Below are 25023 nucleotides of genomic sequence, written 5' to 3'. Positions count from 1 at the left end.
TTCCAATGTGGGGAGGAAGACACTATGAAAGCCGAAACGGCGGCTCGAACACGGCCCGCTACCCGCAGTGACAAAAACCTGCTGTGGAGGGACATTATCAAAAACCGGTGGCTGTATATCATGTTAATACCGGGAGTGCTCTACTTTGTTATTTTCAAATACATACCCATGTATGGCATCACGATGGCTTTTCAGGATTACACGCCTTACAAGGGCATCTTGGGAAGTGACTGGGTAGGCTTCAAACACTTCCAGCGTTTCTTCGGAGAACCGCAGTTCTGGACATTGTTTCGAAATACGTTTTTACTTGCCATTTATAACATTGTGTTCTTTTTCCCACTGCCGATTGTACTGGCACTCATGATGAATGAGGTTCGCCGTGAACGCTTCAAACGATTTGTACAAACTCTAGTTTATGTTCCACACTTTGTTTCCTGGGTTGTTGTTGTCGGTGTATTCTACATGCTGTTCACAACCGAGGGTGGTGCGATTAATGAATTGCTCTATAACCTGACTGGTCAAAAAGTGGCGTTCCTGCTTGAACCAGGTTGGTTCCGAACCATGATTGTCGGACAATCCATCTGGAAAGAAGTCGGTTGGGGTACGATTATCTTCCTTGCTGCACTTTCCGGTGTTGATACCCAGCTCTATGAAGCTGCACGGATTGATGGTGCCAATCGCTGGCGCCAAACCTGGCATATTACGTTGCCGGCCATTCGCAGTACAATCGTCATCTTGCTGATTCTGCGTCTGGGCAATTTCCTGGATACAGGCTTTGAACAGATCTTCCTGATGCTGACTCCGACGAACCGGGATGTGGGCGAGGTATTTGATACCTACGTGTACACGAAGGGTCTTACACAGGCACAGTACAGTTATAGTGCTGCTGTCGGGTTGTTTAAATCGGTTGTCGGGCTGGCGCTTGTCCTTGGTGCCAATACGATGGCCAAAAAATTCGGGGAGGAAGGCGTTTACTAACCCTCGGGAGCAGACGTTCTTCACCAGACAGGAGTGAACATTAAGATGCAACAGGATAAAACGTGGGGCAACCGGATCTTTGATTTTGTGAATCACGGCTTGCTGCTGTTGATTGGAATTGTGACGGTCATCCCGTTCATTTATATTTTGGCCGTCTCGTTTACCAGTCCACATGAAGTGGCTAAGGGAGGATTTATTCTTTTTCCAAAAGAGTTCTCTCTGGCTGCGTACCGTTACATTTTCTCTACAGATACCTTGATACGCAGTCTGGGTGTATCGGTCTATATTACGGTGATTGGTACCTTCATTAACCTGCTGTTTACGTCCCTTATGGCGTATCCGCTCTCCAGAAGATATTTGCGTGGGCGCCAGCCCATTTTGCTGGGTGTATTGTTCACAATGCTCTTCAGCGGCGGGATGATTCCAACATACTTTGTCGTGAAATCCTTGCACCTGACGGATACGTTATGGTCGCTGATGCTGCCTACTGCTATTAGTGCATTTAACTTGATTGTACTGAAAAACTTCTTCCAGGCCATTCCCGATGAACTGGAGGATGCAGCCAAAATTGATGGATGTAACGATGTCAGCGTATTGTTCCGGATTGTTCTGCCTTTGTCCATGCCAGCGATGGCGACATTTTCACTCTTTTACGCGGTGGCCCACTGGAACAGTTTCTTCAGCGCTGTGATCTATATTAACGATAGTGAGAAGTGGCCTGTGCAAGTCTGGCTGCGTGAGATTGTCATTCTGGCACAGAGCCGAATCGGAGACACGAGTATCGAAGAGACCGAGATCCAGCCGCTCACCATTCGTATGGCGGTTATCGTATTCTCGACGATCCCGATTATGCTGGTGTACCCATTCCTGCAAAAGCACTTTGCAAAAGGCGTGATGCTGGGTTCGGTGAAAGGTTGAGTCGTCACATGCTTCAAAGTCAGTTTAATATGACAATATGACTGCATAAAAAGGGAGGTTCTCATGTTATGAAAGCAACAAAAAAGAAAGCCGTAGCTGTTTTGAGCTCACTGGCACTTGTAACAGGTTTGCTGGCAGGATGCGGATCAGACGAGGGTCAGGCTGCCGAGGGTGGCGTACAAAATGTGTCCATAGCCATTGCACAGGTGGGTGATGTGCCAAGCAAAGGCAATGAAGTTCAGCAAAAGATTGAAGCGTATACCAATACCAAGCTGGATATTCAGTGGATTCCGGCTTCGGCCTATAATGACAAAATTAACGTGATGATCGCTTCAAGCGATATGCCGAAAATTGTGAAGGTGCAGTATAACCCTACCGTGACCAGCGCAATGCGTAATGACGTGTTCTGGGAAGTGGGGCCTTTGCTGAAAGACTACAAAAATCTGTCGGCACAGAACGAGCGTTTTTTTGACAACATCAAGGTAGAGGGCAAAATCTATGGGGTTCCAGTTTTCTCGGATATCGCGCGGGCTACAGTGATCTATCGCAAGGACTGGTTCGAGAAGCTGAATCTTAAGGTGCCAACCACACCCGATGAATGGTATGAAACGATTAAAACACTGGCAACCTCCGATCCGGATGGAGATGGTCAGGATAATACGTTTGGGTTGATGCTTTTCAAAAAATATAATGAGGACCAATATTCCTTCACGACGCGGCTGGGCGTAAGTTTTGGTGCACCTAACAAGTGGAAGGTCGAGGAAGATGGCAGCTTCACGCCTGAATTCATGACGCCGGAATATATGCAGGTGCTGGAGCTGCTGAAACGGTTGTATGATGAGAAACTGCTGAACCAGGACTTTGCCGTATTCGACTCTACGGAAGCGGAGAAAAAGTATGATTCCGGTGTTGTGGGTATCCGTGTTGGTGTCGCCCAGAATGGAAAAAGTCAGCAAGAGCGTCTGTCTAAAAACAATCCGGATGGTGTGGTAGACATCGCTGGTTTGCTTGGACCGAACGGAGATCGTGTTGCAGGACAGACGGGTAATTCGGGAATTCTGGCATTCCCTAAATCGACGGTGAAATCGGAAGAAGAACTCAAGAACCTGCTCTCCTTCCTGGATAAACTGATGGACCCTGAGATGGCTACCCTGTTGATGCGTGGTATGGAAGATAAACATTACACCAAAGTGAGCGAAGATCAGGTGGAGATGAGTGACTTCGATGCATTCCAGCGTGAAGTGAAGCCTTACCGTGACAACCTTCCTTATGTCGAAGGGTATAACGTACCGAAATTGAAGGATACCGAACTGGGTGAAAAAGGTACGGCGCTTGCGAAGGAACTGGCGGAGCACGCTGTGCCAAACCCTGCGCTGACGTTATATTCTCCAACATATGGTGACCGCGGGGCCGATCTGGATCAGGTCATTGCAGATGCGCAAACCAAATACATTATGGGCAAGATCGATCTAAGTGGCTGGGAAAAGGAAATCGAGAATTGGGGCAATGCGGGTGGAAACAAGATTCGTGAGGAATATGCCGAAGATTATAAAAAACAGGCTCAATAAAGAGCCGGAAGCGGAGGCTTGATCATGAAAGAAACACTGCAATTCACATCGGTGCGCATGGCACAGCAATTCATGGAAAGTTATCGCAACCATGAGCTGTACTCCACTTGGCATTATGAGAATGGTTGCTTTCTGAAAGCACTGGAGGAGCTGTACACGCAAACCGGGGAGCAAAAGTATTTTGACTACATTCGTGAGCTAATGGATCACTTTGTTCAGGAAGATGGCTCGATTCGTTCCTATACGGTTGAGGAATATAATCTGGATCAGATCAATCAGGGAAAATCACTGTTCCTACTGCATGAGAAAACGGGTGAAGAAAAGTACCGCAAAGCTGCGGAGTTGCTTATGATTCAGCTCAAGGGACAGCCACATACGAGTGAAGGTGGGTTCTGGCATAAGAAGATTTACCCTTTCCAGATGTGGCTGGATGGATTGTATATGGCCACTCCGTATCTGACCCAGTATGGCGCGGTGACGGGTGAAGAGAAGTGGTTCGACAAGGCGGCTCTGCAGCTCTTGCTGGTGGAGCAACGTACACGTGATTCGCGTAGTGGTCTCTTGTACCATGCCTGGGATGAGAGCAAAGAGCAGCGCTGGAGTTCGGGGGAGACGGGATGTTCTCCGCATGTCTGGAGCCGGGCGATGGGCTGGTATGTGATGGCGGTTGTGGATACATTGGATCATCTGCCGGTAGATCATCCGCAGCGCGGGCAGATTGTGGGCATCTTCGAACGGGTAGCAAACGCTCTGCTGCATGTGCAGGACCAACAGACCGGACTATGGCCACATCTGCTGGATCAGCCGGGACGTGAGCGAAACTATCTGGAGGCTTCCGGCACCTCAATGTTTGTCTATGCATTGGCCAAAGGTGTACGTAAAGGATATCTAAGCGGCAAGTTCAAAGCGGTTGCGGAAAAAGGGTACCAGGGTCTGCTACAGCATCTGCTGCAAACGGATCGTGAAGGCGTGCTGTCCTTGACGCAGTGTAATGGCGGAGCAGGTCTTGGAGGAAGCCCGTATCGTGACGGGTCCTATGAGTATTATGTGACCGAGTCCATTCGGATCAATGATCCGAAGTCGGTCGCTCCGTTCATTTTGGCAGGGGTGGAGATTGAACTGGCGTAATGCTGGTTCTTTTCTTCAGATCATTTATGATAGCGCATACATCGTTGATTTGAGTGAAATGAGGCAAGATTGCTGAACAATTTGGCTATCAAAAAGGAGAGATGGTTCATGAGTCCAAAAGGTCCAATGTCCCGTTTAGGCGGAATCGTTGTAATTGGTGCAATGTCCGCTGGGTTGCTTGCAGGTTGTGGGGGAGAAAAAGCGCCTGCTGCAGGGGAAGGTAAACTTCCCATTTCCATCTCTTTAATGCAGGTAGGTGATATACCGGCCAAGGAGAACGGGATTGAACAGAAGATTGAGGAATATACCAATACGGATGTTAATGTACAGTGGATTCCACAGTCTGCTTTTGATGATAAAGTGAACGTTATGGTTGCTTCAGGCGAGATGCCGACCATTATGCGTGTGAATTATGTACCGACAACATTTAATGCCGCCAAAACGGGACTGTTCTGGGAACTGGGGCCTTACCTGAAGGATTATAAAAACCTATCTGCCCAATCCGAAGCTTATTTTAACAATATCAAAATTGAAGGCAAGGTCTACGGTATTCCGAACTTCCGGGATATTGGACGGACTGCGATCGTATATCGCAAGGACTGGTTTGATACATTGAAGCTGGATATACCCAAAACGCTGGATGAGTGGTATGAAGTGATGCGCTCTATTCGTAAGGATGACCCTGACGGGAATGGGAAGGAAGATACGTACGGTGCACTGCTCTTCAAAAAGTATAATGAGGGTGTCTCTTCCCCACTGACGCGGATTGCTGTAAGTATTGGCGGCGTCAACAAATGGGGTGTGGATGAAGCAGGGAAACTGACCCCGGAGTTCTTGACCACCGAATACGTGGACACAATGAAGCTCTTCAAGCGTCTGTTTAGCGAGGGACTGATTAACAGTGATTTCCCAGCTCTTGACCCTTCTGATGCGGACAAAAAAATGGATTCCGGCCTGGTTGGCATGAAGCTTAACGGTGTGGCCCAGAACGGAAAGTCCTCTCAGCAGCGGCTTACACCTAACGCTCCGGATGGAGAGATTGACGTGGCTCCGTTCCAAGGAACCGATGGTATTCGCATCGCCGGAGAGCCTGGGAACTACGGAATGCTGGTCATTCCGAAAGCATCCGTTACGGATGAGGAGCAATTGAAGAAGGTTCTTACCTTCCTGGATCAGTTGATGGATGAGGAATTGAGCACGTTGCAGCTCCGTGGATTGCTCGATGTGCACTATACCAAGACTGCGGATGGCAAAACCGAACTCAAAGATTTCGACGCTTATCAGCGTGAAGTGAAGCCATATCGGGATAATTTGTTAAGCATTGAAGGTTATAACGTGGCTGAACTGGTCGATGTTCCCATTGGTATGAAAGGTACAAAGATGGCGCGTGAGAATGAGCAGTACGCCATTGCCAATCCGGCACTCACCTTGTCTTCGGCGATCTATACCGAGCGTGGTCAGGAGCTGGATCAGATGATATGGGATGCGCAGACCAAGTACATTATGGGTAAAATCGATGATGCAGGTTGGGAGCAGGAAATCGCAAGCTGGAGAAAAGCCGGTGGTGATCAATTGATCACGGAATTGGAAGCATCCTATAAGGAATTGAACGGAAAATAAAGCTGGATGAAATAAAAAAAGGTTGATCAAATGGAATGATATGGTTTATTCTATGAGTGAGTTCATTTTCCAATATCATAAGAAAGACCACACCCTTAAAGCATAAGGCTATGAATCTGCGGATTCATGGCCTTTTTTTGTGTTTTAAGCGAATGAAGTGGGTCTATGGAAGGAGCGTTGCACGCCTTGAAGTGATGGGGATGGACGAAAAATAATACCAATAGCCTAGTACAACATGGTAGAATATTGATTATTATGGCAAATTTAGGTTTTGGTTATGAAGAGAAGTGACTAGGTTGACCAAGTAAAGCATCCCCATACTAAGGTACATAGGAGCGTGAGTAGATTGAAGAAACAAATTGAAGGTCATGAGAAGAAGAAAAAACGGATTGTTTGGATCGTTGGATTGTTAACGACAGCTGTATTGGCAACAACACTATTACCGATTGGCCCCGTACATTTGACGTCAACAGCGAATGCGGAGTCGGTAACAAGTGATACTGCCCTTAGCAAGTTCAAGGATATCAAGGGGCATTGGGCTCAAGCAACAATTGCCAAAGCTTATGAAAAAAATCTGATCTCTGGTTACCAAGACGGAACGTTTCGTCCCAATGGCAAAATCACACGTGGGGAATATGCGACAATACTTGCCCGTGCGACTGGACTGGAAAAGGTACAGGTGCAGAATCCCTTTGCTGATCTCAAGGGGCATTGGTCTGAAGCAGCAGTTAGCCAGCTTGTAGGACAAGGATTCATTAATGCTGGTGATTACGCCAAAGGTTTCAATCCGAATGCGGAGCTAACGCGTTACGAGATGATGAAATGGATTGCCAATGGACTGATCAAGTCCGGAGCCAGCTTCCAGGATGCTTTTAAGGATACGACAAATACGCTACTTCCCACACCGGAAGTGAACCGCGGCACCATTCGTGCCGAGCAGATTCCGTATCTTGCCCTTGTTCGTGGGACAGGCATTGTCGGTGGATTCCAGGATGGCACATTAAAGCCTGCCGATTCTACCACTCGTTCAGAAGTATCGGCCATTTTGCTGCGTTATATGGACGTAGAGGGCACGGATGCCGGGAAGTATAGTGACTTGAATGAGATGAGAGAGGTCGGCACGACGGGTACGAATTTAACGACAATTAGTAATTATAAGTATAGTTCAGGTTCGATCATGATATCCGATTTATCCAAAGGAAATATAAATTTAAGCAATAAATCTGGTGTATTAAAAATTCATCGGTTTATCGTTGTAGACGCTACTCAAAATAAGCCGAGGGGTATTTACGCGAAGCTTTTTCTTCCGGATAAGTATGCAAGTGGCTCCTATAGAACTTTTGCAGATGTGTCATTTACATCTAATCTAGAAACCTCGAATTTAATTACATTTAACCAAGGTCTTTCGGATTCGTTAATACAATTCAATCGTCTTGATTTAGACTTAGCTAAGAAACAAAGTATTGTGACAATTCCTATGGATTCAGGAGAACTTATAAAAAAAGGATTACAGAAAAGATTTTGGACTACATCGACTTTAAGGAATAAATCCTGGTCTTATTTTTTGAAATCAGATACAGAAGGAGAATTTAGAATTCAAAGGTAGTCTTATCAGGATGGTGAGCAAGTTGTAATGAAAAAGCTTAATTATTTTTCAGCTAGTATTTTAGTGTGTATCTTTATTTCACAAATATTATTATTTTTCGTATTTTACTTTCCTATGAACGTTGTTCATGCTGCTACAGATGAGTATGGACCTAAATCTATGAAAAACCCTCGGAAGGTTACAATACTAGCCACTCCTACTGTAGGGAGGCCAGGAGTATATTGGTACCAAGTTGATAGTGGACAATTTAGAGCTGACCATGCTGGGGGACCAACTTATGCGAATAATGCAGGGAGCTGCTCCAGTCCATTCCCTGCTGCTGCAGAAGTTCCGGATAGTGTAGATTTCAGTAGATGGCCTGCAGAAAACTGGCCTGATTATAATTCTAGACGAGTTGAAGCCTCAAGCATCCTTAATGTCCGGATCCATGATGTTAATTATCAGGGGAGAGCAGATCAAGATTCATATACCGGTGTGGGAGACCCTGCCCCACCTTTTCCTTCAACAATTGTTGCAATAAGAACGATTACTGGAGGATACCACATACCAACAGACAAGAGTCCATTTGCAAATGGTGGGCAAACAACGGCGGGCTGTCCTAAATACAATGTTTCTTATTTTACGCCCATGGATATCATCTGGGAAGGAGATTTGGAAGAAGAAAAAGAAATCGATGTAACCCCAGATTCAACCCTCACAATAGGGCAAACCCAGCAGATGGAAGCCTTGGTGAAGACGAAGGGCTATGGTGCGGTAGCTTTTGGTGAGGGCATCGACGTATCCCGAAGAGAAGCAGAGATCAAATGGTTTTCTTCTGACGAGACAATTGCGAGTGTCGAGTTGAAAACAGGCATGTTAACGGCCGAAAGTCCAGGCACGGTTACTGTGCGTGCGATCTGGAACAATGGTACATACCTGATCTCCGATACTGCGACCATAACAGTCACGTCTGAGACAGGACTCGTTGTGAATCTGCCGAATGCTTGTAAAGCCAATACGACACCTCTACAGGCAGAAGCAGTTCTAACCAAACCGGATCGCACTGTTCATAAACTGACAGCTCATCCCAAATTGACGTGGCAGAGCTCGAATCCAACAATAGCCACGATCGGTGCTGATGGCAAAATTACGACAAAAGGGATCGTGGGCAGCACTACGATAAAAGCCCATTTTCTTGATTCTGCCCAGCAACTGGATGAACAAGGGACTCAGGTGCTTGAGGTGAAGGACTGCACGAATAATGGAGAAGGTGGTAATGATGGCGATCCGGGGGGCGATCCTGTGAACGCTTGCTCTGTGACCATCAGCCCACCTAGTAGAGGCACGGTTATTGAAGCATCGGTTATGGACCCGTCTGTTCGGGGTGTGTTGAAAGCAGACGATCGGGGATCTGAGAAGTTCGATGTTACCCGTGGTATTCCGACTTCGGAAGATCTCTATGCCAATGTCTTGACCAAGGAATATCTGTTTCAGCACCGTTGGGTTAACATGACAGGAACGGTGACTTACACGGTTCCTGTGAAAAGGGTTTATCATAAAACCTGGACGATTCCGGGAAGAGCGTCTAGTGGTGAGGGGGATCCAGGAACACCTCCTGAGCCCAGAGAAATTGATGTGCCTGGGGATAAGTCTATGCAAGTAACAAGGACATATAGCTATTGGCAGATCGATAACCTGGAGGTATACAAGTTAAATGAGGCCAAAGTATCTAACTATGCACTAGGCGGTTATGGTGACACCGTGACCCTGATGCCCAATGCATATACACCGCCGACTTTGCAATCGGCTATGGATACTACGGTTACCAATCATGTGAAACCTGCGCCATGTCAAGAAATTGATCTTGGCATCAGAGGGGTTCCGGGTGGTTCGGCTGAACCGCCTACGCCGGATGAAACGTCATTGTTTCAATCTGAAGCTGAAGCGAAGGTTAGAGAGAACACTGTTAATAACGACAAGGTGACCTTTAATAGAGCGACAATTATGGATCCTGCCCCATTGGAGAAAACCGCTCCAAGACCTGGGACGATCCCGCAACCTGGCATGATTGGAGATGATGTTCTGTACCAGAACCGTCTGACGATCAAGAACACATTGATGAACAAAGCTAACCAGTCGACCACGGGTGAGATTACGTATGGACTGCTCCCTGGCAATGTTAACGGAGGGCAGGATCAGAAGTTCCCCATCCAAGGTATCAACTCGGTGACAGTACATACTCCAGTTGTGAACTATGCTTGGGTGTCAGATGATCAGCCGCATAATCAGAAGACTACACCCGATCCGACCAGAGCTGCACTTATTCTAGAGCGTCCATTCATTGTGCGTATACCGACCTCAGGACAACATTTGGATGTGGCGAGTTACCCTGGTTATGGAAACCGTGATTATGCGAAATATTTCCGGATCAAACAGGTTCGTTTTCCATTCGATGTGTATAACGCTGCCAGAAGCCAGTTCATCCCGGCTCTGACATGGGTAGATATTCCGGTAAATCAGTTGGACACCCCTTTTTATCTTCCTGTATGGGTAGATGAAGGACATTATCAGATTGAGTTTCGTAATATTGCCGAGAATGCACCTGTAAACTTGACAGAACAACAGGATGCCAACACAAATCTGACCCATCATGTCGCAGCAGATACCGTTGCTGTAGAGGTTATCGGACGGTTGTATGATTTTCACATCACGGATATTTCAGACTACAACTGGGAAAATGTGTTCCGCAAGCGGATGGGCAGCCCCGAACCAACGGGTGTGAGCTACTGGACCGGTGGAAACAGTATCGACAGAGATCCCCGAGGTAATTTGGCTCCCTATGTCCTGCCTATTCGTCCCGGCAGTCATCCGGTACAGGGTTTCCGAAATGCAGCGGTGAAGACGGGTTACCATTTCAAGTTTGATCTGAAGACCAAAGGTAATATGTTTGGGAAACAGGACGGTATCCGAGTCACGCCAACGTTCTCTTTTGTGAGTAAAGATGGCACCACCCGACAAGAAGTAGATCTATACTACCATCGGGGACAGGAACGACTCATTCGTATTGGATCAGCACAAGATTTAGAAAAACGTTTTGTTGTCCTGAACTCACGGTTGCGGAATGTACCTGGTACAGAGTTAGGTGATACAGCTCGCTACCAGTATACTTATGAACTGACGGAAGAGGAACGCAATCAGAGTACAGTGGCTGAGCATATGGTTCGTTTCGTGGATCAGACCTCTCATCATAAAACGTGGGTAGGTCGTTATGACTGGATGATTCTTCCTTCACAGATCCGCACACTCATTGGCCCAAAAACAGATATTCCCTCCAGTGTTAATGTGGATCGGGCGAATGCAGCGATTCAGCGTTGGTATGGGGAATATAGCTTGCCAGCGGATGTATATGCAGTGCCCAAAGGAACCGATCTCGAATCACTTGCCAGACAAAACCGTTTGGATGACAAGGCAAAGGTATTTCTGAGGGAAGGTTACATTGCAGTCAACTTCAATATCGAAACTTTGCGCAGTGGCAATACGAATGCACCCCATCTGCAATATATTCATGCACCGTTGATGAATCAATGGCAAATGGAAGGTTTTGATTACAGTTCGATAGATAGTCAGGGGAGAAGCTGGCCGATGCAAGATGGGGACGTGGTCTTGTACCACGCCGATCAATCCAGTCGGAATGATTTCCAATCCCAGGTACCACATTAGAGAGAAGTCGTTTTACCCATAAAGAAGGCAGGCGTTATGTGAATCTACATGACGTTTGTCTTCTTTTGTGTAATTCGGATTATGGTTGGGCAGCAGAACGGGTATAAAGGGTAAGGAGCACTCGTTCCAGCCATATTCATTAATTTTCTCAACGAGAGGGGAACAACCACATGATTGAAGAGGGTAAGCAGGAACTATTGATTTTAGAAGATACATACAAAGGAAGAGATTTAGGTGTCACATTAGAAGCACAAGTCTGTCGCTTCAAAGTCTGGTCACCGTTAGCCGTTCAGATGGAACTACTTCTGTATCCACCTTTGACAGGGGGGACCCCGGAGGATGAGCCCAATCAACGGAAACAGCAGGCGTTACCTATGCAAAAGAAAGAAGAAGGCATCTGGGTCCTGGAACTGGAGGGCGATTTAAGCGGCTACCGTTACATGTACATGCCTACTTTCGAAGATGGACATTCAACCCAGGCAGTAGATCCCTACGCACGAGCCGTGACCATGAATGGAGAAATGGGTGTCATTGTCAGAATGGAGCAGACACATCCGAACGGATGGAGTGAGGATATTCGCCCCGAATTGACCAGTCCTGTAGATGCAGTCCTGTACGAACTGCATGTCCGTGATTTCTCCATTCATCCTTCGTCGGGAATAACGAATAAAGGCAAGTACTTGGCTTTTACCGAGACGGGTCTGCTTGATTCGAGGGGCAACACATTGGGAATCGATCATTTGGTTGAACTCGGGATTACCCATTTGCATCTGCTACCCGTATTTGATTTTGCGACGGTGGATGAATCCAGAGTAGATGGTGATACGACGGATGCCTCCAACTATAACTGGGGATATGATCCGCTCCATTATAATGTCCCGGAAGGTTCCTATGCATCACGTGCAGACGACCCGGAGACACGAATTCGTGAATTCAAATCCATGGTGCTTGCCCTTCATAACAAGGGAATAGGTGTCATTATGGATGTGGTATATAATCATACGTTTGATACGGCAGGCAGCTCTTTTGAAAAACTGGTACCAGGGTACTACTATCGTCAAAACGCCGATGGGACCTATAGCAATGGTTCAGGTACAGGCAATGAGGTGGCTACTGAACGCGCCATGGTTCGCAAGTTTATCATCGACTCGGTCCGTTACTGGGCAGAGGAGTACCATGTGGACGGTTTTCGCTTTGATCTGATGGGCCTGATCGACACTACTACGATGAAACAGCTTGCAGCGGAATTGCATACTGAAGTGTCACCTTCCATATTGTTATATGGTGAACCATGGGGCGCACTGGATTCGCCACTTGGGGATGATATGACCCTAAAAGGAACGCAACGCGGGGCGGGTTTTGCTGTATTTAACGATAATTTCCGCGGAGTGATCAAGGGAGACAGCGATGGCATGGGTACGGGATTTGCGACGGGGGCGGACGGGAAAGAAGACGAATTGTGGACTGGCGTCCGGGGAGCCGTTCAGGACTTTACGGATGGTCCATCCGAGACGATCAACTATGTAACGGTGCACGATAATCTCAATCTGTGGGACAAAGTCGCACGTACACAAGGACTCCACGATACATTGAATTTCCTCACCTATGACGATGATGGACGTATTCGAGGTTGCGAAAGTGTGGAAGAGGCTGTAGGGAAGGCTAAGCCTTACCTGCAGATTGATCCGGAACACATTCTGGGGAATGAGACCGTTAGGCGTTGTCTGCTTGCCAATAGTATTGTTCTTACCTCCCAGGGTGTTCCCCTGATCGCGGCTGGAGATGAGCTGCTTCGCAGCAAATATGGGGATGCCAACAGCCACCAAAGTGGAGACGCAGTCAATGCCATTCATTGGGAGCAAAAACAGCTGTTCAAGCCGGTATTTGACTATTATCGTGGGCTGATTCTTCTTCGGCGAGAGCACCCAGTATTTCGGTTTCGTACACGGGAAGAGATTGAGAAGCATGTTCGTCTAATCGAAAAAGGTAATGGGCTGCTGGCGTATGAACTGAACGGTACAGCAGCCAAAGATTCGTGGGATCGCATTGTTGTGATCTATAACGCGGCAAAGGAAAACCGTGACATCCTTATTCCCACAGGGACATGGAATGTGATTGTAGAGAAAGGACAAGCAGGCGTTGATACGATATGCACCGTACAGGACGGACAGGTACATGTGAGTGCACTATCCATAACGGTGATGTATTCCAATTCCTGATCGCGATCCTACTTGCCAGGCAAGGAAATGTAGTGTACTCGTAAGAGAAAGAGTGCTTACAAGGGCATGTCCAATTTCCTATAGCTTGGATGAAAAATGAAAATGAGTCGCCCTTCCAATTGGAAGGGCGATTTTTTGTCGAGTTAAAGAGCGATGGCTCGACCATAGCAGGAGTTTGTTATACTCGGAAGAACTAGAACGTCCATCAGTTCAATGCGTAGCTAAGTATAGCTTTGTTTAAAAGCAAATGACATCCCGCTGCAATATATTCTTGAATTTTTTGAATTTTTTTTGTCAGGACAGGTACAAATGCTGTCAATCTATGGCGCATGTTTTCATATCTATATTTTGAAAGCGATTGCTAATTGAATACGCAAATTGAACCGATATGATGAGTACAGACAACCCCGGGTTGACAAATCACGTCCCGCTCCGTAACATCGGGACAACACGAAAACAATGGATATAAAGGCGGTGGGAACGATGCCGGAATGGACTTCTTTTCGTTACGAAGGCAACGATCTTGGCTTAACATATACTCGTGCTGCAAGTACTTTTAAATTGTGGGCACCTACGGCACAACAGGTTGATATATTGATTTTTGAAGATGAAGGGCATTACAACGAGGAAGGTAAGGTGCAAGATCATAAGGGTGGAAGGGAACATTCCTTGACACGTGATGCGGACGGAATATGGACTTTAGAGCTTTCAGGCGATTGGGCAGGACATTATTATATGTACCGAATTATCCATGATGCTCAGCGGATTGAAGTCGTTGTTGATCCTTACGCCAGAGCGGTAACGGCTAATGGGCAACGAACGGCTATTATAGATCCTGAGACCACCAATCCGGTCGATTGGGACCTGGATGTCAAACCTGCTTTTCTGCGTCCTGTCGATGCCGTGTTATATGAGTTGCATGTCCGTGATTTCTCCTCTGACCCACATGCAGATATTCCGTATAAGGGAAAATATCTGGCATTCACAGCATCCGGTCTGACGGATCAAGTAGGCAATAGCATTGGCGTAGACCATCTTGCCGAACTGGGAGTCACTCATGTACATCTTCTGCCTGTGGCGGATTATCAGACGGTGAATGAACTCGCTACAGCGGATGTTGGTTCGAATGTCAGAGCACCATACAACTGGGGATATGATCCGCAACATTATAACGTTCCCGAAGGTTCCTACGCTACCGATCCTCGTGATCCGGCAGTTCGAATTCGGGAACTCAAATTACTCGTACAATCGCTGCACAGACAAGGCATTCGTGTTGTACTTGATGTTGTCTATAATCATACGTACAGCGTGGAAGAAGGACCTTTTGAACGGATTGTACCAGGCTATTATTACCGTTATCGGGAGGATGGCACCCTCAGTGATGGTTCCGGTGTAGGCAATGAATTGGCGACAGAGCGTCCAATGGTGCAAAAATATATTCTGGATTCTCTCCGATATTGGGCAGAAGAATATCATGTGGACGGATTTCGATTTGACCTTATGGCCCTGATCGATACGGAAACGATGAACGAATTGACACGCGAATTGCGGGAGCAGATCGATCCGGCATTTCTGATCTATGGGGAACCTTGGACGGGTGGAGATTCACCTTTGGACCGCAAAACATTAAAAGGAACCCAGCGTGGTCAGGGATTTGCAGTATTTAATGATCATTTTCGCAGCGCAATCAAGGGGGATAGTGATGGAAGTGGCAGAGGGTTTGTCACGGGTGCCGGAGGACAGGAATATGAGATTCTCAGAGGATTGGCAGGAGCACTGGATGATTTCACCTCTTCACCTGTGGAGGTTGTCAATTATGTAACTGCCCATGACAATCTCAATCTGTGGGATAAAATTGCGACAACCATGAATCTAAGACATGAATTAGGATTTCCCGTATGGAAGGACGGACAGCCCGTGGGTGGTGGGAGTGCTGAGTCCGCTGTAAAAGCAGCAGATCCTTATCGGTATGTGGATGCAGATGATGTTTTGGATCATGAGATGGTTCGTCGCTCGTTACTGTCTTCCGGCATTCTGCTTACTTCTCAAGGAATTCCGTTTCTGCATTCAGGGGATGAGATGCTCAGATCCAAAGCCGGTGACCATAACAGTTATCGGAGCGGGGATGCGGTGAACGCCATCACATGGGCCAACAAATCACGCTTCAGACCGGTGTTCGACTACTATTGTGGTCTTATTCATCTGCGTCGCACACATCCCGCTTTTCGCATGATTGATGCTGAACAGGTACGAAATCACCTTCGTGTAATTCGTGCGGATGGCAATGTAGTTGCCTTTATACTTCAGGATGGTGCGAATCAGGACACCTGGAATCAGATTATGGTCATTTATAACGGAACGGAACATGAGCAGCATGTGGACCTGGGGGAAGGGGACTGGCATGTCGTAGTCAATGATCATCAGGCAGGTACAGATCTGATCGAGACGGTTCGTGGTACTGTGCAGATAGAACGATGGTCATTAATGGTACTGTATGACACAGAGCGTGCTGGAGGCGCTGAGCCGTCAACAGTGGAGATTAGTTTTCCTCGCCAGGTATATAGTCCGAAGGAGACCACTCAACTGCGAGCGATCGTACGGGACAGCATTGGCAATGTGGTAGAAAAAGCTCCGGTTACCTGGACTTCTTCTGATCCGGATATTATTCAGATCCAGCCTGATGGAACAATCCATGCACTGGAAAAAGGGGAAGCTTCGATTACAGTCCACTGTGGGGACATAACGGCAAGCTGTATGTTACAAGTGGATTATCGTCATGCTGAACGAATCGAAATTGTGGGCGAACCAGTCATGTACATGACTCGAATCAGTCGCTTCCGTGCCTTGGTCCTTGATCAATTTGGTCAGCCGCTTCAGGATTCGAATGTACGGTGGAGCTCTTCTCATCCAGAACTTGCAGCGGTGAGTGCAGCAGGGATCGTACGTGCGATGACACCTGGAGTAACCCATATTATTGCTGAAGCTGGAGGAATTCGGGCAACTCTTGCCGTGACGATTCATAGACAGATTTCGCGAACTGTCACGCTTCGATACGAACGGGAAGACCAGCATTATGAAGGTTGGGATGTCTGGGTGTGGGGCACCGGTATGGAGGACGGAGCAGTACAGCTGGAACGAGTCGGAAATGCCGCTGAAGCCCGCTTCCGCGTTGCTCCGGGTCTGCATCATCTGGGATTGATCATTCGATTGAACGAATGGGAAGCTAAAGATACGTGCGGAGACCGTTACGTGGACATTGTACCTGAAGATGGGGATGTGCACATTATTGTCCGTAGCGGATCAGACGAGATGCAGATCATCCGCGAAAGCGAAAAAACGGAGGATCGTGATAGCGCATAGTTTCTTTATTTATAACTTCGAACGTAGTTCGTCAAAACCTTGATAAACCAGCAGTTGGAAGAGATTCCGACTGCTTTTTTTGGTCTGATTATACGAAGCATAGCTTAGCCAAAAATAAAAAATTGTCCTGTTTCGTGTTTGAGATCCTCTATCATTGGGGTAAATATAGATATGGCCCACGATTCGGCCAAAGGAAAAAAGACCATTATGGTCTATAAGCGAAGCTCTAGCGCTTTCCAACAAATATAATGTAGTGATCCCTTGAAGGAGGATGTTCAATCATGAAATCCAACGGAAAAATGGCTCAACTTACAGCAACGCCAAGAACGGAAAAGAAAGGTGCAGCACTGCGCTTGTTAAGACAAGGCGGACGAGTTCCTGCAGTCGTTTACGGCCCAGGACTTGAAGGTGCTTCAATACATGTAGATGAAAAAGAGATGCTGAAAGTGGCACGCACAGGCCGCTCCGAAATGTTCAACCTGAATGTTGAGGGTGGTAAAACGATTCCCGTACTGATCAAAGATCAGCAGGAGCGTAATGGACGTTTGCTGCATGTAGACTTCCTGCAAATTTCCAAGAACAAGCCGATCAGCGTAAGTGTATCGATCGACTTCCAGGGTACAGCGGCTGGCTCAAAAGCTGGCGGTGTATTCCAGACACAGGAGACACAGTTGGAAGTAGAAGGATTGCCTGCGGATCTGCCAACGTCCATTGAAGTTGATGTTAGCGGATTGGATATTGGTGATCGCTTGACTGCTGCGGATATCAAACTGGATAAAGGTTTGACACTCGTAACATCACCTGATTCGATCATCGCGTCCGTCATGCCGCCACAAGCGGCTGAGGAAGAGCCAACGGCTTCTGCTGAGGATGCTGAACCAGCAACTGAAGAAAAAGCTGCAGAAGAATAAGCCAAGCTTAGGGATCTCAGCAGATCCCATGCTTAGCCGAAGCCCAGTCCTAGTGACTGGGCTTTTTATATTTCCAGGACAAACATCTGGAAGTGAAAAATATGTGAAAAATATTGTAACACCCCAGCCACCAATCCACGAACTAACTGATTGGAAGCGTCATGTCAATTAGCGTTCCCCAGCCGGGCTTGCTCTTGATGCGAAGCTCACTTTTATGACCGTAAGCAAGCTGAATTCTTCTCTGTGTATTAATAAGGCCGATGTGGTTTGCATCCGTCGAATCACTAAACAACCTCGTGCGAAGCTCGACCATTCGCTCCTCCGATATACCGTTGCCGTTGTCAATGATGGCCAAGCGGAGGGAATTGCCACAACGCTGAATCTTGATCTTGACTGCCAGCTTCTGATCCGAACGACTCAATCCATGCTGTAGGCTGTTCTCGATCAGTGGCTGGAAGATCAGCTTGGGCACATGGTACTTCTCTAGCTCCGCGTCATACTCCCACCAAATGTAAAATCGCTCCCCATATCTTGTTTTCTGTATCGCTGTGTAGCTCTTCGTATTGGCGATCTCCACGTTAAGCGGCACAAGTCCATTTTGCCCGTCCAGGGAGTACCGCAGAATATCGGACAAATGCTCCACGATGCTCGTTAGCTCATTCGGCCCTTCTGTATAACCTGCTGCCTTCCAATGTATCGTCTCCAGCGTATTATAGAGAAAATGAGGGTTGAGCTGCGATTGTAGGGCGGCGAACTGGGCGGCTTGCGTTTTATACTGGCTCTCTGAAAGTTGAACGCGCATATAGTTGTGCTCGATAAAATTTTGAAGCAAGCTGCGGATGATTTGGCTGTGAACGCTGTTACCCTTTGTGCGGTGTAGAGGGAGTGGCTTGCCTTGTTCTGCTGCGCCGAGAATGGACATGATGATCTTAAGGTCCAAATAATTCTTCTTCGTCAAATGAAAGGCTAGCAGAAGCGCTGCGAGCAACGCCATGATCATCAGCACAGCCCCAATGCGAAGCAGGCGATTAAGCGCGGTGTACAGAGTTTGCTTTGGAGTGACGGAGATGAATACCCAGTCATAGGTCTTGGAGTAAATCATATTGATCAAGGCCTCGTCATTCGGAGTTTGTGTCGTAATAAAGTTGCTTTTACTTGAAATGACCTGTTCCAATTCCTCGGGACTTAGCTCGTACCGGGCGTTATTGCGGAATATAACAAAGCCCTGTTGATCGACAACGGCGAGCAGCTGCCCTTTTGCTGTAGAGAGATCGTTCAATCTGCGTTCAATATACTCCCGTTTGATATTAAGGACGATAACACCGCGAGTGTCATCTGACACCTTGAAATTGCGGTACATGGTAATGACATCTGCATATTCAATCTCTTCGTTCAGATTATAGCGCGGAACCGCCCGACTTTCCGTCCAAATTGCTTCGTGATGTTCATGCTTTAGATAGCTGTCGTACCATAAGTGGTCTGGATCCTCTCCAAGCTCGATGAAGCCTCCGGTAACGGAGGAAATGTAGCGCTGGTTGTCGTTATTTAGAAAAATATAGATGGAATCAATATAGGGGCTGGCAATGGAGGGTGAATCGATAAAATTTTTTAAGACCGCCAGTTGTTGGTAATCCTCTGCCGATGGCAGGGGCTTGTTCAGCATACCCTTGAGGTTCATGAACTGGGTCGTGCTGGCGATGATATGCAGGTTCAGGGAGTTCTGTTCATTGAACAGAAGTTCAATGTTCTCCTTGGTCTGCTTAAGCATGTTCATGTTGTTGTTGTTAATTCCGTGAACGACGTACTGCTGGATCAGGAAGGCGGACAGAGCACCGAGAACGAGGAGAGGGATCAGCATGGGCAAAAGGAAGGTCAACAGGTTCTTGATGAAAAAGCGGACGGTGGTCGTGATCATAAGTTATTCCTCGTTCCGATATTCTCTCGGAGTCATGCCGAAAAAGCTCCGGAACATTCGCGTGAAATTCTTTGCGTTACTGTACCCGACGATTTCGCTGATCTCGTATGTCTTGCAGTAGGTAGTCTTCAGAAGTACGGCCGCATGTTGCATGCGAAGCTTCGTCACATAATCCGAGAAGTTCTCACCGGTCTTGGTCTTGAAGTATTTGCTTAAATAGAAGGGGTTAAGAAAAACATGCTTTGCGGCGTTCTCCAGGGTGGCGGCGGACAAGTTATCCTGCAAGTAAATCTTAACCTTCTCGATGGTCTGGTCCGCCAGGCCGCTCTCTGCGGTTGATGCAGAGAGGGGAGGGGCAGGCATTTTTGCATTGTCCATTTCGCTTCGGAGATGTCCGAACACTTCGGCGATTTCCGTGTATTTAGTAGGTTTTGTCAAATATCTCTTGACTCCATACTGTACGGCCAACTGCGCGTATTCGAATTCCTTGAAGCCGCTTAGAAGAACAACCTTGACCTCCGAGCCTTGTCGGTATAGCCGTTCTGCTACATCAATGCCCGACAAGGAGGGCATGCGGATGTCACAGAGAAGCACATCCACAGGCTGCTCCTGGATAAAGGCGAGTGTAGCCTCACCGTCGCACGCTTGCCCGACAACTTGATAACCGAATTCATGCCATGGGAAATAGTTACTTAGACCGTTGCGAATTTCGCTCTCGTCATCGGTGATTAGAAGATTGTACACGGCCCACACTCCCTTCTTTTTTATTAATTCTTAAAATTTGATACCTTTCTGGTCTTACGGAGGCATGGATGCCAAGAAATGATTCCAAAAGCTAATGTAAAGTGTCTTTAATTAATCGTCATATTGACGTTAAATAAAGTTACAAGAAGAGAGACATGATTGAAATGTTAGGGGGCGTTCGCAAGAAAATGAATCTTATATTTGAAATATAGCATAAGTGTCCTATGAAAAATATGTAGTTTTCCCCAAGAAAAAAGAGAAAAAAGTGTGGGATTTCACAGGTGCCTTCATAATAGGGTTTTAGGATGTTCTTTCAAATGTTAATAAACATAACATAAAACTGCTTATCGGCATACCAAATATTGAGGCAAAGGAGGGGTTGCGCATGCTACTAGAGCTTAAGGACGTAAGGACCGTTTTCAAAACGGAAAAAGGGGAAGTCACTTCGGTGGACCGGGTCAGCCTTAAGCTGGAGAAGGGGGAAACCATCGGTATCGTCGGCGAATCGGGCTGCGGTAAGAGTGTCACTTCTCTCTCGATCATGAGGCTGCTCGGCAAGAACGGCAGCATCAGGGAGGGGGAAATACGGTTCATGGACAAGGATCTCGCGAAGCTGCCTGAGGCCGAGTTGCGCCTGATTCGCGGCGGAGATATTGCGATGATCTTTCAGGAACCGATGACCTCACTCAATCCGGTGTTCACTATTGGAAATCAATTGACGGAAGCCATCCGGCTACATACCGAATTGAGAGGCAAGGCTGCTGAAAGATACGCAGTCGAAATGCTTGAAAAGGTCGGCATTCCCCGTCCTGAAGCGATTATGAAGAGCTACCCACACTCTCTATCCGGGGGAATGAGACAGCGGGTGATGATCGCAATGGCACTTTCCTGTAAGCCGAAGCTACTCATCGCCGATGAGCCTACGACCGCACTGGACGTGACGATTCAGGCACAGATTCTGAATCTGATGAAGGAGCTCCGCGAAGAGATGGGTGCCTCGATCATGCTCATCACCCATGATCTCGGCGTTGTTGCGGAGATGGCGGACAAGGTTGTGGTCATGTACGCCGGTCAGGTGGTCGAGGAAACGGACGTGTTTACCCTGTTTGAGAAGCCGCTTCATCCTTACACGCAAGGATTGATGAGGTCCATTCCCCACATTGAAACTGATGCCGATGAGATGCTGACCTCCATCCCGGGTGCGGTGCCTCCACTTACCAACATGCCGAAGGGCTGCCGATTCCATACTCGCTGCGAGTTTGCCGCAGGGAAATGTCTTTCCGAAGCGCCGAAGCTGCTTCCGGTTCAGGAGGGACATCAAGTGCGCTGCTGGATGTCACAGGATCCCGGTGCCTGGAAGACGCGAGAGGAGGGGGGCATATGACGCTTGCGGAACGCAGAGTGGCCCAAGAACCTCTGCTTAAAATCGAAGGCTTAAAGACGTACTACCCCATCAAACGAGGATTGTTATCCCGTACAGTCGGGAATGTCAAAGCAGTGGACGACATTTCGCTGGAGCTGTACCAAGGAGAGACGCTAGGACTTGTTGGTGAGTCGGGCTGTGGCAAGTCGACCATCGGCCGGAGCATCATTCGACTCGAGAATCCAACGGCCGGCCGAATCTGGTTCGAAGGGCAAGAAATTACGACAAGCAAAATGTCGGACCTCCGCGAGGAACGAACGAAAATGCAAATGATTTTTCAGGACCCCTACTCCTCTCTTAATCCCCGGATGCGGGTGCAGGAGCTGCTGGCCGAGCCGTTGCGGGTGCATGGCTTGGCCAGTGGAGCAGAGCTAGAGGCAAGAATAGATACCCTTCTGGATACGGTTGGCATTCCCCACAGCTACAAGCAGAGATTCCCTCATGAATTCTCAGGCGGCCAGCGGCAACGCATCGGCATCGCCCGCGCACTCTCCATGAACCCGAAACTTATTGTGTGCGATGAGCCAGTATCCGCGCTCGACGTCTCCATTCAGGCACAGATCTTGAACCTGTTGAAGGAGCTGCAGCGGGAGCTCGGACTCACCTATTTGTTCATCGCTCATGGTCTAGGGGCGGTTAAGTACATCAGTACCCGCATCGCTGTTATGTACCTTGGCAAGGTGGTTGAGATCGGAACGAAGGAACGGATCTTTGCGAGTCCGCGCCATCCGTATACCCAAGCTTTGCTCAATGCTTATCCGGTACCGGATCCCCGCAAGCGTGGACAGGAGCGAATCGTTCTTCAGGGAGATGTGCCAAGTCCCGCTAGTCCGCCGTCAGGCTGCCGGTTTCATACCCGTTGTCCGTTCGTTCAAGCAAAGTGCAAGGAGGAGGAGCCTCTTCTGCAAGGAGGAGAACACGCAGCGGCTTGTCATTATCCATTGACTACAGGATAAATCGCAAGAGAGGAGAGAGAGCATGTTTACTTACGTCATTCGCCGCATTCTGATTGCGATTCCCGTCTTGTTTGGCATTACGATTATCAACTTTGTCATCATCAACCTTGCGCCGGGTAACCCGATCGACATGTACATGACACCGGACACACCTCCGGAGCTGCTTGAGTTGCGTAAGGAGCAGCTTGGATTGAACGATCCGATCATCATTCAATATTTCAAATGGCTAGGGCAACTGCTGTCCGGCAATCTCGGATACTCTTTCAGCACAAGCGAATCCGTTATTTCGCTCATCGGTGAGCGTCTGGGGCAGACGGTGCTGCTCGGCATCTGTGCTCTGCTTATTGGCCTTTTGATCGCGCTACCGATCGGTATTATGAGCGCTGTCCGGCAAAACTCGAAATTTGACTACCTCATGACTGGACTATCGTTTGTCGGAACCTCGATTCCCCAGTTTTTCCTTGGTCTCGTGTGCATTTATATTTTCGCTGTTCAACTGGGCTGGCTTCCCGTCGGCGGAACGGAGGATCTTGGTGGAGGAGGAGGGTTAGGCGACCGAATCAGTCATTTAGTGCTTCCTTCCATAGCACTAGCCGTCGGTATTGCGGGACGCAAAGTGCGTTATATTCGGGCCAGCATGCTGGATGTACTGAAGCAGGATTACCTGCGAACAGCGCGAGCCAAGGGGCTCAAAGAGTTTTATGTTACCAACAAGCATGCGCTACGCAACGCTCTGATTCCGATCATTACCGTCGTCGGAATGGAAATCCCGATGCTCTTCGGGGGAGCCGTCATTGTTGAGCAGTTGTTTCAATGGCCGGGCATCGGTCAGTTGACCATTCAATCGATCATGTCCCGCGACTATTCCACCATCATGGGCCTTAATCTGGTCGCTGCCATCATTGTGCTGGCCGCCAATCTGCTCACGGATATTTTCTACTCGGTAGCCGATCCTCGCATCCAATATCATTAAATTAAGGCTTATTACTGTGAAACGAACACGAATGAGAGGAGGCGGACTCGATGTCTGCTGTACAAACCCCAGTCGCCGGAGGAGTCATTCTTCCCATTCAACAAGAAGAGCCCGAGGGTGTCTTCCGGCAAATGGCCCGGCGTTTCCTGAAACATCGGCTGGCCGTCGCCGGTCTTGTCGTTACCTTGCTGCTTATCCTCATCGCCATCTTTGCCCCGTGGCTCTCCCCGCATAGCCCTTATGCGGTAACCGCCGAATTTTCTGCCGCGCCTTCATCTTCCCATTGGCTTGGAACTGACCAGGTGGGAAGGGACGTGCTGTCCCGTCTGCTATACGCGACGAGAGTCGCTGTCACGGTTGGGTTCGGAACGGTCGCTCTGTATGTGGCGTTCGGAACGATCATCGGTCTTTGGTCTGCTTATGTTGGTGGCTGGGTCGACATGATGGTCATGAGAATTACCGATATGTTTATGGCATTCCCCTACATGATGGTTATTCTCGTTGTCGTCAGTGTGCTTGGACCAACGCTTTGGACGCTCGTACTTGTTCTTGCTCTGTTTTCCTGGCCGTCCATCGCCCGACTTGTCCGGGGGAGTGTATTGACGCTCAAGCAAATGGATTACATTAAAGCTGGAGTCGCCCTGGGGCTCAGCACGCCGCGCATTGTCTTCCGTCACATCCTGCCGAACGCGCTGGCACCGATCATCGTAAATGCGACCTTTGGTGTTGCGGCGGCAATCATGGCGGAGTCAGGGCTGAGTTTCCTAGGCATGGGCGTACAGCCGCCGACCGCCAGTTGGGGCAATATGCTGACGGACGCTCAATCCATTAGCGTCATGACCGACCAGCCCTGGCTTTGGCTGCCTCCCGGAATCATGATTCTGGTGACGGTGCTCGCCATCAACTTCGTAGGTGACGGGCTGCGCGACGCACTCGACCCTAAACAATAAACCACAATGCATCTCTCAAATATGGCATTCAAAAAGATAATCAGGTGGAGGAGAT

The 25023-nt window shown here is 48.1% G+C and carries 16 protein-coding genes; 14 read left to right on the top strand and 2 right to left on the bottom strand.

Features of this window, described 5'->3' with window-relative positions; translation table 11 throughout:
• The first annotated feature begins 24 nt into the window (after positions 1 to 24).
• The 10 genes from NKT06_RS24165 (at position 25) to NKT06_RS24120 (ending at position 18007) form a co-directional block, all read left to right on the top strand.
• Complete coding sequence (locus NKT06_RS24165; protein WP_076212382.1) at positions 25 to 978, top strand: ABC transporter permease; 954 nt, start codon at positions 25 to 27, stop codon at positions 976 to 978.
• 45 nt (positions 979 to 1023) lie between these two features.
• The gene (locus NKT06_RS24160; protein WP_062835838.1) at positions 1024 to 1896 is read left to right on the top strand and encodes a carbohydrate ABC transporter permease; all 873 of its coding nucleotides are present in this window, start codon (positions 1024 to 1026) and stop codon (positions 1894 to 1896) included.
• A gap of 68 nt (positions 1897 to 1964) precedes the next feature.
• A complete protein-coding gene (locus NKT06_RS24155) occupies positions 1965 to 3464 on the top strand; it encodes an extracellular solute-binding protein (protein WP_253440087.1) in 1500 nt (499 codons plus the stop codon).
• A 24-nt stretch (positions 3465 to 3488) separates the two neighbouring features.
• Positions 3489 to 4592 carry a glycoside hydrolase family 88/105 protein gene (locus tag NKT06_RS24150; protein ID WP_253440084.1) on the top strand — a complete coding sequence of 368 codons (1104 nt, stop codon included), beginning with the start codon at positions 3489 to 3491 and terminating at the stop codon, positions 4590 to 4592.
• A 108-nt stretch (positions 4593 to 4700) separates the two neighbouring features.
• A complete protein-coding gene (locus NKT06_RS24145; RefSeq protein ID WP_253440081.1) occupies positions 4701 to 6212 on the top strand; it encodes an extracellular solute-binding protein in 1512 nt (503 codons plus the stop codon).
• Positions 6213 to 6558: 346 nt separating this feature from the next.
• A complete protein-coding gene (locus tag NKT06_RS24140) occupies positions 6559 to 7818 on the top strand; it encodes an S-layer homology domain-containing protein (protein WP_253440078.1) in 1260 nt (419 codons plus the stop codon).
• Between the two features lie 114 nt (positions 7819 to 7932).
• Positions 7933 to 11517, top strand: a complete 3585-nt coding sequence (locus NKT06_RS24135) for a DUF5704 domain-containing protein (protein ID WP_483311594.1) — start codon at positions 7933 to 7935, stop codon at positions 11515 to 11517.
• Positions 11518 to 11687: 170 nt separating this feature from the next.
• A complete protein-coding gene (pulA, locus tag NKT06_RS24130; RefSeq protein ID WP_253440072.1) occupies positions 11688 to 13736 on the top strand; it encodes a type I pullulanase in 2049 nt (682 codons plus the stop codon).
• 483 nt (positions 13737 to 14219) lie between these two features.
• On the top strand, positions 14220 to 17096 hold the full coding sequence (gene pulA, locus NKT06_RS24125; protein WP_253440069.1) for a type I pullulanase: 2877 nt from the start codon (positions 14220 to 14222) through the stop codon (positions 17094 to 17096).
• 281 nt (positions 17097 to 17377) lie between these two features.
• The gene (locus NKT06_RS24120) at positions 17378 to 18007 is read left to right on the top strand and encodes a 50S ribosomal protein L25 (protein WP_253440066.1); all 630 of its coding nucleotides are present in this window, start codon (positions 17378 to 17380) and stop codon (positions 18005 to 18007) included.
• Between the two features lie 142 nt (positions 18008 to 18149).
• On the opposite strand, the gene NKT06_RS24115 is transcribed toward NKT06_RS24120, so the two are convergent.
• Both NKT06_RS24115 and NKT06_RS31960 read right to left on the bottom strand, forming a co-directional pair.
• Positions 18150 to 19922 carry a cache domain-containing sensor histidine kinase gene (locus NKT06_RS24115; protein ID WP_253440063.1) on the bottom strand — a complete coding sequence of 591 codons (1773 nt, stop codon included), beginning with the start codon at positions 19920 to 19922 and terminating at the stop codon, positions 18150 to 18152.
• Positions 19923 to 19925: 3 nt separating this feature from the next.
• Positions 19926 to 20666: a response regulator transcription factor gene (locus NKT06_RS31960; protein ID WP_253440061.1), complete on the bottom strand. Its 741-nt coding sequence runs from the start codon at positions 20664 to 20666 to the stop codon at positions 19926 to 19928.
• A gap of 379 nt (positions 20667 to 21045) precedes the next feature.
• Between NKT06_RS31960 and NKT06_RS24105 the strand changes: the two genes are divergently transcribed.
• Genes NKT06_RS24105 through opp4C form a run of 4 tightly spaced genes read left to right on the top strand, consistent with a single transcriptional unit; the run spans position 21046 to position 24968 of the window.
• Positions 21046 to 22050 carry an ABC transporter ATP-binding protein gene (locus tag NKT06_RS24105; protein ID WP_253440059.1) on the top strand — a complete coding sequence of 335 codons (1005 nt, stop codon included), beginning with the start codon at positions 21046 to 21048 and terminating at the stop codon, positions 22048 to 22050.
• Positions 22047 to 23045: an ABC transporter ATP-binding protein gene (locus tag NKT06_RS24100; protein ID WP_253440057.1), complete on the top strand. Its 999-nt coding sequence runs from the start codon at positions 22047 to 22049 to the stop codon at positions 23043 to 23045. The genes NKT06_RS24105 and NKT06_RS24100 overlap by 4 nt, the downstream gene beginning before the upstream one ends.
• Before the next feature lie 22 nt (positions 23046 to 23067).
• The gene (locus tag NKT06_RS24095; protein ID WP_253440055.1) at positions 23068 to 24018 is read left to right on the top strand and encodes an ABC transporter permease; all 951 of its coding nucleotides are present in this window, start codon (positions 23068 to 23070) and stop codon (positions 24016 to 24018) included.
• 50 nt (positions 24019 to 24068) lie between these two features.
• The gene (gene opp4C, locus NKT06_RS24090) at positions 24069 to 24968 is read left to right on the top strand and encodes an oligopeptide ABC transporter permease (RefSeq protein WP_253440053.1); all 900 of its coding nucleotides are present in this window, start codon (positions 24069 to 24071) and stop codon (positions 24966 to 24968) included.
• Positions 24969 to 25023: the final 55 nt, after the last annotated feature.

Source organism: Paenibacillus sp. 1781tsa1 (genome assembly GCF_024159265.1).
Taxonomy (GTDB): domain Bacteria; phylum Bacillota; class Bacilli; order Paenibacillales; family Paenibacillaceae; genus Paenibacillus.
Note: the sequence above shows the minus strand (reverse complement) of the source record. Positions and strands in the feature narration are given on the sequence as shown.